General features: G+C 65.9%; 11 protein-coding genes and 1 pseudogene. 6 read left to right on the top strand and 6 right to left on the bottom strand.

Going from position 1 to position 13,199, the window contains the following annotated elements; all coding sequences use genetic code 11:
* The first annotated feature begins 137 nt into the window (after positions 1–137).
* Positions 138–1,346 (top strand): hypothetical protein, encoded by a 1,209-nt coding sequence (locus OHS58_RS05750; protein ID WP_328647394.1) that lies wholly within the window; start codon positions 138–140, stop codon positions 1,344–1,346.
* Between the two features lie 8 nt (positions 1,347–1,354).
* Here the strand turns inward: OHS58_RS05750 and OHS58_RS05745 are convergent, their stop codons facing one another.
* The 3 genes from OHS58_RS05745 to OHS58_RS05735 all read right to left on the bottom strand — a co-directional run bounded on the left by OHS58_RS05745 (position 1,355) and on the right by OHS58_RS05735 (position 2,749).
* Positions 1,355–1,687: a hypothetical protein gene (locus OHS58_RS05745; RefSeq protein ID WP_328647393.1), complete on the bottom strand. Its 333-nt coding sequence runs from the start codon at positions 1,685–1,687 to the stop codon at positions 1,355–1,357.
* Between the two features lie 112 nt (positions 1,688–1,799).
* Positions 1,800–2,195, bottom strand: a complete 396-nt coding sequence (locus OHS58_RS05740) for a hypothetical protein (protein ID WP_328647392.1) — start codon at positions 2,193–2,195, stop codon at positions 1,800–1,802.
* A gap of 308 nt (positions 2,196–2,503) precedes the next feature.
* Entirely contained in the window at positions 2,504–2,749 is a 246-nt protein-coding gene (locus OHS58_RS05735) for a hypothetical protein (protein WP_328647391.1), read from the bottom strand.
* A gap of 424 nt (positions 2,750–3,173) precedes the next feature.
* Here OHS58_RS05735 and OHS58_RS05730 point away from each other — a divergent pair, with 424 nt between their 5' ends.
* The 3 genes from OHS58_RS05730 (at position 3,174) to OHS58_RS05720 (ending at position 4,697) form a co-directional block, all read left to right on the top strand.
* On the top strand, positions 3,174–3,479 hold the full coding sequence (locus OHS58_RS05730; protein ID WP_328647390.1) for a hypothetical protein: 306 nt from the start codon (positions 3,174–3,176) through the stop codon (positions 3,477–3,479).
* Positions 3,480–3,550: 71 nt separating this feature from the next.
* Positions 3,551–3,919: an RNA polymerase sigma factor gene (locus OHS58_RS05725; protein WP_328647389.1), complete on the top strand. Its 369-nt coding sequence runs from the start codon at positions 3,551–3,553 to the stop codon at positions 3,917–3,919.
* On the top strand, positions 3,912–4,697 hold the full coding sequence (locus OHS58_RS05720) for a sigma factor-like helix-turn-helix DNA-binding protein (protein ID WP_328647388.1): 786 nt from the start codon (positions 3,912–3,914) through the stop codon (positions 4,695–4,697). The genes OHS58_RS05725 and OHS58_RS05720 overlap by 8 nt, the downstream gene beginning before the upstream one ends.
* A 291-nt stretch (positions 4,698–4,988) precedes the next feature.
* On the opposite strand, the gene OHS58_RS05715 is transcribed toward OHS58_RS05720, so the two are convergent.
* Complete coding sequence (locus OHS58_RS05715; protein ID WP_328647387.1) at positions 4,989–6,266, bottom strand: pentapeptide repeat-containing protein; 1,278 nt, start codon at positions 6,264–6,266, stop codon at positions 4,989–4,991.
* 642 nt (positions 6,267–6,908) lie between these two features.
* The gene (locus OHS58_RS05710) at positions 6,909–8,231 is read right to left on the bottom strand and encodes a TetR/AcrR family transcriptional regulator (protein ID WP_328647386.1); all 1,323 of its coding nucleotides are present in this window, start codon (positions 8,229–8,231) and stop codon (positions 6,909–6,911) included.
* 212 nt (positions 8,232–8,443) lie between these two features.
* Here OHS58_RS05710 and OHS58_RS05705 point away from each other — a divergent pair, with 212 nt between their 5' ends.
* A complete protein-coding gene (locus OHS58_RS05705) occupies positions 8,444–9,625 on the top strand; it encodes an OmpA family protein (RefSeq protein WP_328647385.1) in 1,182 nt (393 codons plus the stop codon).
* Positions 9,622–10,971 carry a hypothetical protein gene (locus OHS58_RS05700; protein ID WP_328647384.1) on the top strand — a complete coding sequence of 450 codons (1,350 nt, stop codon included), beginning with the start codon at positions 9,622–9,624 and terminating at the stop codon, positions 10,969–10,971. Before OHS58_RS05705 ends, OHS58_RS05700 begins: the two co-directional genes overlap by 4 nt.
* Before the next feature lie 969 nt (positions 10,972–11,940).
* Here OHS58_RS05700 and OHS58_RS48690 read toward each other — a convergent pair.
* Positions 11,941–12,680: pseudogene (locus OHS58_RS48690) on the bottom strand (DUF2637 domain-containing protein).
* Between the last annotated feature and the right edge of the window lie 519 nt (positions 12,681–13,199).

The raw sequence follows: 13,199 nt of genomic DNA, 5'->3' as shown, positions 1-13,199 counted from the left end.
CGTGCCTTGACCGCGGCCTCGACCAAGCTCGCCGGTGCACCCGGGACCGCCTGGCGTCACCCACCCGGGCGACCGACGGCGAAATCCGGATGAACCGGGAGTGTGCCGAGGCCTAGGCTCGGCCAGCAGCAGCTTTCGTGCACGACCAACCGAAGGATGAGATGAGCGGGAACCAGGGCGGAACCCGGGTGGCCTCGGCCGACTCCGCCACGACGCCTTTGGTGGCCGGCCTGCGGCAGTTCGGCATCGCGGCGGATGTGGTCCGGCTGGCGGTCCGCCACTGTGCCGAGACCGACCAGTACCCGCGGCTCGGCGCCGGGGCGGCCGACCGGCTCAAGGTCTTCCTCGACCTGAAGGACTGGGTTTCCCTGGCCAAGGCGAGACTAGGCCGGCCGCAGCGCCCCGAGGACGCCCGTGTGTACGACGCCCTGCGTTCGGCCACTGCGTCCGGCGAGGTGCTCGTGCCGCTCACCGTCGCGACCTACCTCGAGGTGGGCCGGATCTCCTCGCTGCGGCAGCGCACCGACCTGGCCGATGTCATCGCCGAGATCTCCGGCTTCGTGTCCATCGCCGCACAGTCGGTCCTGATCGATCACCAGCTCCGGACCGCACTCGCCGACCGGCTCGGTGGCCCACCGCCCACGCCGGTCCAGGTGTTCGGCCTTGGCAACCCATTCGGCGTTGCCAGGCAGAAGGCCTTGGTGCTTCGGCGGAAGGGCGGCGGGGCACTGGGGCTGCCGGCCGGAGTGGTGCGCGAGATCGAGACCGCCGGTCGGGTGATCGGCGAGTACCTGGTGCTGCGAGGCCCCGCGCCGGAAGATTGTTCTGATCTGGACGCGGTCGGCCACCGGCCGGAAGATCTCGCCAAGGTTGACGCTGCCCGGGCCGGTCGAGAGGTCGAGTTCGCGGCGATGCTGGCGGACGGGCGGGCGGATCGCGACCGGTTGGGCGACATCGTGCACGCACGCTACCTCTACTGGGAGCTGGGGGATCAGCTCCCCGCCGCCATCCGGCCGTACGGCCTAGATGCCGAGGGCTTCTTCGCCAAGGGAAAGGACTGGGTGTGCGCGCTGCTGGATGACATCCCGAGCGCCGCGGTCACCATCACGCTTTCCGACAAGGGCTTCCGTAACTCGTATAAGAAGTGGACTGGCAACGACATACGCGACGCCGACGCCGTATCGGCCGCGATCCCGTACTGCGACGTGGTGATGACGGACAAGTACGTCGCCGCCCAACTGGCGAAGTCGCCCGCAGTCACCCGGAGCGGGACGCTCGTGCTGAGCCGCCTGAGCGATCTCGAAGACGCGCTAGCCGGTCTGCTTTCCTCGCGCGCCGCTCGCTGATGGCCTCGTCAACGGTGCTTGCCGCGCTCGACATTGCTCGTGATGACTGAACGGACAGTCGTCGCCGGACGTACCTGCTGGCGCACCATCTCCGTCGACACGGGAATGTTGCCTCTGACACTGCCGTGGTGCTTGGCCAATGTCTTCGCGTGCTTTAGCGCCTTGCGCGCGCCACGGTCTCCCAGCATCACGCGCAACTGCTCCGCAATGTGCGCACACCGAGCCGTCACCGCTTCCTCTGGCGTACCCGGTGGTGGCGCCTCATTGTATGCAGCTAGTAGCCGCCGTACGGCGTCGTTGTCGACTCCTTGCGGCGGCCGCCATCTCGGCTTCTTCACCATCTCGACGTCCCCAATCCGATGCCTCGTAGGTGGTCGCGTCACCTGCCGGCAGTGTTACTCGATGCCGTGAGCCGCTGTCGATTCGCGGCCTCCGGTATGGCCGGGCCCGGGCTCAACTCCGATCCTCCAGCGAGCGGACCCTCGCATCGAGGCCGGCAATAGCAGCCTGCGCCGTCACGAGCGCCGCCTCCAGAGCGGCGATCCGGTCGACTTCGCCCGGCGCCCCCTTGTGTTGCTCCCCCGGGGCGTGTCCCCACGCGAGGTTTCCGTCCGGCTGCGTACCGGCCTCTCGGCATACGAAGCCGAGCTTGGTGAGTACTCGCTGGGCCTCCATGGTCGTGAAGGTCTGCCGGTCCCAGCCGGTCACGTGGGCGAGGACCTGTTTCGGCGGGTAGACCGTGCCGTTCACCTCGACGAGGTGCTTCCTGATCTGCTCCGGCTCTTCACCGCTCATAGCCTGCTCGACGTCCCGCTTGCTCTGACCGAAGTCCCTGCCGCCCACCTTCATGGCTACTCCTAAAGGTAACTTACTAGTAGTACCTGTAAGGACAGGTTGTGCCTGTAACTACCTATTGGTCAAGGGGAACTTTCGCCACGACCTTCCGGAGACGGCCTCGGAAAGCGCGTCAGGTCGCCCAGCAGCGTGCGCCGTCGGCGTCCGGTGGTCGTGAGACATCTCGAAGATCGAACAATTCGGCATGGGGGCATCGGGATCAGCCAGCCCGAGACCGGCGCCGGGCCAGGCCGCTCCCCCGCCCCGGCGGCCCAGTCGTTCAGCCGGGCGGCGGTGTTGGTCGTCGCCGCAACCCGTGACCATCATTCGCGCTTGTGTAATCCCCCACGCCCGTGACGTGGCGCGGAGGTTTGGCGAGGAACACCTGGTCGGTCGGGCCGGGCCAGAGACCGCGGGCGGCGTACGTCGCGGAGCGCCTGGGCCGCGGCGGTGAGGTCGCCGCGGCCACCGTGTTTGTAGACCTTCCAGAGGAACACGAGGACTGCCAGCAAGCTGAGGAAGCTGAACAGGCTCGTCGCCACGACGATGATGGTCGTCATCCCGGTCATCACCGCCTCCCTTCGCCGGGCCGCAGACTCCCCGGCCGGACATGCCACGTGATACTGGTCGACAGCCTTCTCTATGACCGGGCATCAGCCTGCGCACGCCTCCGGGTCGAGATGTTCTCGCACTTCGCCGGACCAGACATGGCTTCTGACCTGGCCGGATCCCTCGAGTGACCTGCGGCGGCGGCCCGGCCGAGAAACCTCTCCGTGACGCGTGCGCTCACCTCGACAGAGTCATATACAAGCGGGAGTCGTTGCTCGTCACCGATCCGGGAAGGGTGCGGTTCGTGTCCGAGCACCGCGGGACCACTGCTGGTATCGACCGGCGAGTACCTCGAGGTGCAACGCGACAACGGTAACCGCGACTACAACGCATATGTCTGCCATGCCGCCGCCTCCACCGCCACCCGGGCCCGGGGACCTCGGGTTGCGTGCCGACGCGCGTGACGAGGCCGAGCGGCGGGCGGCCAACTCAGCCGAACGACGCCGACGCGACCTGGATCTGCGCAACGAGCTCGCGAAGGCGGACTTCGAGGGCGTCGGCTGGGACCTGTTCGCCAACGAACTGGCGAAGTACGGGATTGCGGTGATGGTGGTCTGGATGCGTACCCATCGGATCTTCGGCGAATGTGCCCGCATCTTCGGCGCACGACGTGGGAAAAATTCGGGCTCCCGGAGCCTCCGCACGACTGGACCAACCAGGACCGGGCCGACCTCTCGGCGCTCGTGGTGACCAAGGCGCTGGCCACGTTCAGGCGGCGGGCTCTAAAAGGCGGTGGCTGGTCGGCATCGCGTGGTGCGAGCTTGAGCACCTACTTCATCGGAACATGCATATACGAGTTTCCCAACCTCTACACCCAGTGGCACTCCCAGCGCATCGCCGCACTGAAGCAAGGCCGCGCCGAGCAGGAGGTCGGCCCCCTCGGAGCGCCGCCGACCGATCCCGCCGCTACGGTCGTGCAGGCCGATCAGGCCCGCCGGGCGCTGGCACGCCTGCCAGATCGCAGAAGACGGATCATTGCGAAACTGGTCGCCGATGGCTACACCCAGGACGAAATCGCCGAGGCACTCCGCGCGAGCGGGTTTCCCACGGAGACCACGAACGCCGTGCGCGGAGCGTGGCAACGCCGGCTGAATCGATCGCGTCAGGAACGGGAGCTCGACGATGACTGAGCCCACCGAGATCATGCGGGCCACTGAGCGGCGGGTTGCGGCGCTGATCGAGGCCTCGTCGCTCGGCACCGCGGGCGCGCGACGATTGCGCCAGCGAGTGTCCCCCGAGACCTCGAGCCAGGTCGTCGCCGAAGCTGCGCTCATGCCGGCAGATGGGCCGTTGCCCTTCTCGGGTGGCTTCTTCGATATCGAACCTCTGATCCCTCTCGCCATCGCTGGAGACCGCGCGGCCCTCGACAGGGTCGTTCACGTCGTGGAGGTTTTCGGCACACGGTACTGCCGCGCCAAGCTCGGCACCGGCTCATCCGAGCACGATGCGGCTGATACCGCCGCACGCGACGTGGTGCGTCAAACACTGAAGGCCCTCCCCATGTATACCGATCAGGGACGCCCATTCCTGGCCTTCCTCTACGGCATCGCCCAGCACCGGGTCCGCTGGCCCAAGCGCCGCGGCCGCAACGATCCGCGACCCACCAGGAAGGACCGCGACGCCACCAGCGTCGACGGCCTCCTCGATCAGGACCTGGTCGTCATGCTGCGGTCACTCGGCGACGCAGGCGAGACTCGTGATCAAGAACTGTACGGTCGGCTGCTCGCCTTGCTGGACACGCTGACGGACAAACAGCGGGAAATCCTCACCCTCCGGGTCCCCGTCGGCCTCACGACCGAGCAGACGGCTGATGCAGTCGGGTCCAGTCCTGGTGCGGTGCGCGTAGCGCAGCACCGCGCACTCGCGCGGATGACCCGGCAGCTGTCGGCCTGGTCCAGAGGCGAGTAGCACCGCTGTTCGAACCCAAGTGTTGCATCACTAGCCAGACGAGCGTTTCCCATCCAGACGAGGTGGTGATTGGTGGCAGGTGAACGACGCGTCGTAGTGCGCGCGCAGGATCGCGAGATATACGGCGACCCGACGCTAACAAGCACCCAGACCTGCCGGAGCCAGCGGGGTGACATTCACCGGAGCAGCTTCCGCTCCCAGCTACGTAGGCACGCGTGATCGATCGCCACGGCGAGGCCAGCCGCCAAGTCCGACCCAGACCACCGTGGCGCCGCACGAGGCCTCCACCTGCTAGAACTCGCGCACCTGCTTGATGCTGCCGGCTTCAGTGGTGGGTGGCGTTTCGCGCGAGCCCGGAGTTCCGGCTGCCGAAGCGGCCTCAAGCTGTGCCGGTACAAACGGCTCGCCGTCGAGTGTTACGTCCCCGAACCTGGCCTTGCCGGTAAAGGTCGCGTACTCGAACTGGACGTCCCCGATGAAGCTCGCACCCGTGAACGTCGCACTGCCTTTGAAGGTCGCACCGCCGAACCGCACCTTGCCAGAAAAGATCGCGTTCTCGAACCTGGCGCTTCCGGCGAAGGTTGTGCCTGCGAACCTCGCGTTCCCCATAAAGGTCGCACGGGTGAACCCGGCGCCGCCAGTGAAGGTGGCATCGCCGAATCGGGCGCTCCCAGCGAAGGTCGCATCAATGAACCAGGCGTCGCCAGTGAAGGTCGCGCCGACGAACCCGGCGACGTGTGCGCGGCACTCGGTCAGGTCGAAGTTGATCAGGTGTGCGCCGGTCAGATCCAGGTCGATCCGCTCCCAGAACACTTCGGTGAGTTCAGGGTGCAGGTGGTCAGCGAGGATCCGTTGAGCGGCGAGCCGGACTTCGCGTTCTTGCACTCGATCTCGCTGTTCGGCGCGGATCATGTCAGGGGCGTCGTCGGACATCTCGGCGTCGGGTAGTTGGTAAGGCATCCGCAGGTAGGAGCAGATGACATTGACGATGCTTTGCCGCTGGCGGGGGTTTCCCTGGGCGAGCCGTTCCAGCGCATACAGCCCCGCCAGACGGACTGGGGCCTTGTCGGAGCCAAGCTGGTCGGCGGCCTTCGTGTAGAGCTCAGTGGTGTTCTTCTCGGCCGCGTCGACCTCGCCGTGCCACTGCCGCCGCACGGCCAGGAGCAACGCGAAGATCCCAGTCGTGCCAGCCCCAATTCCCAGCCCTGTCTTGATCGCCTCGACGCGCGCGGCACCTTTGTCCTTCGCAGTGCCAGCCTCGGTGAGCAGCCAACTGGTCGCACCCCACGCGGTCAGCCCCACAACGACGGCGGCCGCCACGACCACCCACCAACTCAACGGCGGTGTCCCGGCAGTACGTGGCCGCAGGCGGCGGCGCAGCAAGATCCCGGCGGTCCCGACCATCGCGGCGACAGTGAAAAACACCAGTGGTACCGCGTGCGGCTTCGCCCACCTTCCGACGGTGGGCCAGTCGATCGCTGTGACCAACCCGACCATCATCAGCGTTCCACTTGCGGCCAACATCGCGGTCGTCAGCCGTTTCTGCGGCGGGCCTTTTCCTAAGTCCATGTGTGGTCAGTCGCATGCGCGCGTCTTTCTGCTACTCCGATGGATGCCGACCGGCACCTCTCCGTCGTTTCGGATAGGGGCGGTGGTGACGAAGGCATCCGGCGTGCCGATGGCCGAGGCGCTCGCGTCGTTCCTGCGGCACCTCGCCGGGCGGCGCGACCGGTCTCGGCCGGATCACCTCGCCGGAGACCGTCCGCTTCTACACCTCCGCCTTGCCGGGATCGCGCACCTCGGCGAGCTCACCGGCTGCGGCGGCGAACGGCTGCACACGAACATCCGCACCGCCGGGCCCGCACGCGGACGAATTCGACCAGGAAGGCCAGATGGGCCAGCCCCGAAGCCGCTCCCGCCAGCCAGCCTCGACCGCCTCGATCCGGGCCCGCAGGACGTGAAGGTCGTCGAGCGCCGGCGGTCTCCTGGTCACTCCCGTAACAGGCCACCCGCGGGAAACGCCGGTCGCGCACGGAAATACGCCCAAAGCCGCCCCGGTGTGACGGAGGGGAACGTTAACCCGGCTCGGGGCGAGCGTCACTGGAGACACGGCCGGTGCTGTGTCCTCTTTTGTCCGAATATTGACGATGGCCCTCGTGATTGGCTGTACGCCATGACCGTGGGTGCCGACGAAGCCGACCGCCGTATCGATCAGGCCCTCGCTGAAGGCTCCGGCGGCCCGTCCGGCGTGCGAGCGAGCAAGCCCTGAAACAGCATCACCATGACCGCGCGCACTTGCTGGTCGATGTTCTCGGTCCTGCGCGTGAAGCAACGGAGGAACAGACTGTTGACCACCATGGCGGCGGCGTCCTCTGCGCTCATGAGCGCAGCCAGCTCACCCGACTCCTGTCCAGCGCGCAAAGTTGGAACCAAGATCGCCGGAATGTTGACGTCGGCCTTCACCCTTGCCGCCACGTCGGACGCCGTGGCAGTTTCGTGAGCGACGATCGCCAGCAGCGCGTCGATGTACTCCTGGTTCGCCGCGGTGATGGCAGCCAGACGACGGAGGAACCTCGTCACGGCTATCGTCGTCGAGTAGCCCAAGGTGCGATCGTCCGCGGTGTCACGCCGAAGCCGTTCGACATCAGGACGCAAGGCCTCCACAACGATCAGCGCCTTACTGGGGAAGAGCTGTTTCAGTGCACGCAGCGGCATCTTCGCCGCCATCGAGATGTGCGTGAGTGTAGTGGAGAAGTAGCCGCGACTCCCGAATTCCGAACGCGCGGCGTCGAGGACTGCTTCTCGTGGGTTGTCGGGAAGCGCGTCCACTTGCGCTGCCTCGTACATCACCTTGACGTCTCGTGCCAGCGGGGCGATGACGTCGTCGATTCGCTCGTGTCCTTGGCCGGTGTCGACAATCGACCCCACCATAGCAAGCACGGCATCGCCGAACAGTTCGCCCGACACCGCGTCCGGATCGGCGAGGTGGCGCAGCACCAGACCTTCGACGAGTGCCGACAAGACGACCGCCAGACTCTCCGGCGTGAACGGCGAGCGCATCGACGCACCCCAGCGGGCAAGAATCGCCTCGTAAGCATTCTTTCCGGCTTCATCGTAGCTGGCATACGCTTGCCGAAGCTTCTTCATCGCACCGTCGTGGTCACGACCGAGAACGATGATCGCCAGTTGAAGAAGGGTCGAAGGGTCGCCACGCACCTGCTCGAAATCCCACGCACAGACATTGCGGATCGTCTCGCGTGGATCGCCTCCTGATTCGACCAGCTGCTGTTGAACCAGCTCTCCCAGTTCGCGGGTGACGCGCAAGGGTGCGACGGTCAACGATGACAATAAGCTCTCGACAAACTGGGTCTTTTGCCCGAAAGTCTTGTAGAACGTCTTCTGGCTCACGCCTGAGCGACGCACGACTTCGTCGACGTTGACCCCACGCACAACGATGTCAAGGCCGTCCTCCAGCAAGTGTTGAACACCGGCTCTCAGAAGCTTCTCTTCGGACAAGGACGTTTCACTGGTCATGGCCTGCCTCGGGGTCGAGATCGGTTGCTGCGCACCTGTATCGCCACAATCGCGCCCAGTGTTAGAAGATACTCACCTCTCCCGTCCGCATTCACCCACCCTGGTGAATCTCAGTGCTGTTATGTCTCAGTGCGATCTCACCGAATTCGTCGGCACACTGAAGACACCCGGCTTTATCCGCCGGTTTTTCCCTCACGAGACAAGGAACCACCGTGAAAAGAACCTTCCTTGCCCTTGGCTCCACCGTCGTATTCAGCACACTCACCGTCGGGTGCGGACCCGAGCCCATCCCCCCGCACACAACGTTCCTGATCGGAGCCACCGCGACCGCCAACGAGCCGGCCGTCGACATGCACGACGACAACCTCAAGGTCGTGCGCGACGCCGTCGGTCGTGGCACCGCTGATGTACTCGGCTTCGTCGGCTCGGCCACCGACCAGCCGGTCGTGCGCAAGGACGTATCCGTCTACTACGACGAAAGCACCAAGGAACTCGAGACGGACCAAGGACGCCTCGATACCGGCTATCAAGACCACATGGCGCCGGTGCGGGAGAAGATGGCCGCCTCGGCCAGCACCCAGTCGCAGTTGGACCTGCTCGCGTTGCTCGGCGACATGGCGCACACCACCGGCCCGGCGACGATGCTGGTCTACAGCAGCGGCTTGCAGACGACGGGACTACTCGACTTGAGAGGGTGGGGCTCGGATCTCAACGTCGACGCCACCGTCGAGGGGCTCCCACAGAACAAGCTGCCCGACCTCACCGGCAAACACGTCATCTTCATCGGCCTCGGCCAGGTGGCCGGTCCACAACAGCAGCTCCCGCCGGAGATGTACTCAGCCGTACAGGACCTGTGGATCAAGGTCTGTCGCAAGGCCCACGGCGACTGCGAACCCCTCGTCCAGCGCAGCAGTGGCGGACCGCCGCTGTCGAAAGTGCAGGTGCCGGTGATCCCGGTGCCTTCGCACCCGACGGTAACCGTGTTCGGTGACCCGGCCGCCGGGCAGACGGTGCGGATCCTGCTCCCCAACGGCGTCTTTTTCCACAAGGAGTCCGCGGACTTCCTCCCCGGCGCGGACCAAGCGCTGCGAAGCATGACTCAGTACTTCCGGTCCGACGCGACGACCGTCGCCCGCTCAGCGACAGCGGTGGGGCACACCGCGAAGTCCGGACCACATGACGGTGCAATCGACCTCTCGAAGAAGCGAGCATGCCGCGTGGTCGATGCACTGGCAGCCGAGGGAGTCGACCGATCGCTGTTCAAGGTCGACGGTGTCGGGTTCGACCGTCCACTAAGCCCGGACCTCGATTCCGCTGGGCACCTCATCCCGGAAGCCGCCGAGAAAAACCGCACGGTCGAGGTGCTCGTCACTCGAATCAGGAGCAACCGATGACGCTGCACGACTATCCGACTTCGCCGTCGGTCCCCGAGCCCGACGGCACCGGCCTGCCACCCCTGGTCCTGCGACCGGGTAAACGCCCGCGCGTGGCCTGGTGGTACTGGCTACGCCACCCGTGGCGCGCCGCATGGATCACCTCGTTGATTCGCGAAGCGTTCAAGTGGCGCGTCGTCCCAAACCCGGAGCCAGCCCGTCTCACGTGGACCGAAGAACTCCTGCTGCGCCGCGGACAGAGAGCGCAGCAGAAAGCGGTCAACGCCGTGGCGGCTCGAGTGGATCGTCTGGCCGGCGAGTTCCAGGCGTTGCGCGCCCGCGCGGCGCGGGAACGCGGGCTCGCCCAGCAGGCCCGGGCCCGACAGGTGCTGGCCAGCTCCGATACCTACGTTTACACAGCCGGACCGATCACAGCCTCCGAAGCCGGTCGGGTCATCGAACAATGCCGCCAACGGATCACCGAAGACACCAAACGCGGTGATACCCGTCACCAGCAGCGACCGTCGAAGGCGTGGACCAGGGCGGCCACGGCTCCGCTCGCCGTCGACATCGTGTCGCTGCTGACCGTGATCGCGAAGTTCTTCAACATCACCACGCCGGAGAGCGCGCTGCGCAAGCCAGCCGAAGCCGCCACGGCTGCCGGATTCGCCGTGATCGCGTCGCTCGTGCTAGCCCTGCTGGCTCATTCAACGGGCCACACGGCCGGACACCTTCAGGCGGTCGGCGGCCACGCCGGGCAGGAAAACGAAGCGAAGCACCAGCCGTCGAAGCTGGTGCTGTACGGCAAGCTGATCGGTCTGTTCGCCGTGAGCGCGATGGTCGCGGTATCGATCACGACGCGGATCATCCACCCCGCCGGAACCGTCAACGTGGGAACTCTCGGCGTGGTGATCGGGATCCTCGTCGGGCTCACCGCGTTCATCGCACCGTGGCTGCTGGTACTGAACCAGATGCGGGCGGTGGGCTCGCTGGAAGTCCGGACGATCGACGAGCTGACCGAGATGATGCGCGGCGTCGAGGACGCGGCCGCCAAGCATGAAGCAGCCGCGTCGAAGGCGGACGAGCAGGCCGCTGGCAAGCGACGGTCGGCGGAACAAGCAAGGACCGCGGAACTTGCCAAGTCGATGCAGGTCACCGCGGTGATGGAGGAAGTCGTGCGGCTCGCCCGAAGCTTGCACACGGAAGCCGGCCGCTTCGCACTCTCCGACAACGCCTCAGTGGACAACCCGTTCCTCTCGATGCGCTCCGTGCTCGCGACCGACGACTCGAGCATCGACCGAGCGATGGACCGATTCAACCAGCCCGGCGAGCAGGAGGAGGACGACGAAACCGACAGGTCGGGATGAGCATGTGCGCGGTCGCCCTCGGACAACAAGATCATGTCTTGGCGCCGAGGGCGGCCGACACGCCCTGATCAAGGGCTATGTCACGGACGCCCGACGGTCTTCCAGTTCTGCTCTCGTCGGCGTACTGCCGCAAGCCGCTCGCCGAACTGCACTTCGACATCCGCTACTCAGCCGTCCGCTCAAGAGTCCTCCCCGCTCGATCGTGAGACCATGACCGGCTGGATCGGCACCAAGGTCTCGCCGTCGGCCTCCGTCTCGAGAACCTGACCCGTACGTTTCGCTCCGAGAGTACCGGTGCTCTCGGAGCCAGTCTCGCGACGCCGCTGCTTCGACGCGCAGTTCAACAACTCGACCGCTAGCAGGAGGACCAGCGGTGGCCATGCCGCTACCGTCACCTGCAACACGCTCAATGCCGGCGCCGAGTCGGTGTTCGCCACCAACGACAGGCAGCTCCCGAACACAAACGCTGGCCACGCCACTCACCGACCCGACCGATGGCCGACACGATGAGTTTTGAACAGTCGACCATCGCGATCGTCAACAGACCGTCGACCAGCAGTGGCCAGATCGAAGCCGCCACCACATCCGCGCCGAAACGGAGTACGAACTCACGTCCGTGGCGTTTCGAGGTGCACGCCGCACCAAGCGCCGACCAGACCGGTACATGTGCACTGGATCGAGAGAGCAAGGTCTTGAGCAAGCCCTTCCTGAGTCGAGTCACGGCCGCGTCGCCTTAGTTGCGGGACTCAGCGACCTTCCCAACGCGTCCGGCCAACCATCAAGGACCGCTGACGAGGGGCCCGGAGCAGGCGACATGAACCGATACTTGCGAGCCCGAGGGGAGGTCGAGAGCGCACGGACGCGACGACAGACCGCGGCACCTGGCGACATCGCCACTGTATGACCACCAAGGGAAAACGGCCTTGTCCGGCATCACTCGATACCATCCGACATAGGCGGGTGAGACTCCTAACCAGCGGGTTGCAGCACCTCTGCTCGTTCCTTCTCCACGGTCTCCTCTGTCAGGACGGACCGGCGCTGTCCAGCCGTGGGCCGCGACGCTGGGCGGCCGTCGGGGCCGTGACCACTAGCACGCCACCGCCGCAGGACCCGCCGCCCGTAGTTGTTCGTGCCAGCGACTCGATCAAGATCCGCGCCAGTAGGGGTTCGACCCGCCGCTTGCTCCTCGACGTAGTACGCCCACATCAGCGCCTCAGCAGAACTCTCACACGGCACGGTTAGCTCCGGATGCGGATCGACGGAGCAAGCTGCCGGCTGGGGGCGGTCGACGAGCTCACGCTCACCTCGCTCCTGCAGGCCTTCATCTGGCTGCTGGCTGCTACCGCGATGCCGCTTCAGCAACTCCACCGCCAAGAGCAGGGCAAGCGGCGGACACGCTGCCACCACGATCGAGAACACTGTCAACCGCGGAGCCGAGCCGATGTTCGCGCACAACGAGAGGGAGATGCCGAATCCGAACGCCGTCCACGCAGCCCACCGCTCGGCTTCCACAGCTCCACTGTCGCCGTCGTCAGCAAGCCGTCCACGATCAACGGCCAGATCGCGGCCGTCGCCGCATCAGCACCGAAACGCAGAGCGAAGTCGCGACCATGCCGATACGACGCATACGCCGCGCCCAACGCCACCAGGGTCGTACACGCACTTTGAACCCAGAGTGACAGCTTCTCACTGTCCGGCTTCAACCCCATCACGAGGAACCACCTCGCCGACGCCGCTCAACATCGACTACGCCGGAAAAGTGCAGCTCCCAGGCTTTTTCGAGCCGTTGGGTTCTGGAACGAGCCGCGCCGGGGGCACTACCTCTAAGCTGCGAAAACAGGTCTCCGCAGGGGCATTTTTGGAGCGGCGTTCCAGTCCGGTATGTCCGGTTATGTACGGCTGAAACCTGATGTGCAGCCAGTCGCGGTCTATTCGCGGTCTACTTTTGGCGGATCCGAGGCCTCGGACGAGCTGGGGAGCTCGGCGGCCTGTTCCCTGATCTTGGGACCGGAGACAACGGTAGCGGGCGGCGGCGCCTGTGCCGGCACGTAGGTCGAGTCAGGCCCGCTGATGCCGCAGCGGCGGTGGGCCAGCGGGCGCCGGGCGATCGGGGTTTGCGAGGTTATGACGTACCTCTTCGGCATGAGCGTTGTGGCGCCTGCACAGTCGCGGCAGGCGAGCACGTTTAGGCACAGTGATCGAGGACGTCGTCCTAGTCTCTTGAGCCG

The sequence above is a fragment of the Amycolatopsis sp. NBC_00348 genome, from assembly GCF_036114655.1.
Taxonomy (GTDB): domain Bacteria; phylum Actinomycetota; class Actinomycetes; order Mycobacteriales; family Pseudonocardiaceae; genus Amycolatopsis.
The sequence above is the reverse complement of the archived record's forward strand: the minus strand, read 5'-3'. Positions and strand labels throughout refer to the sequence as shown.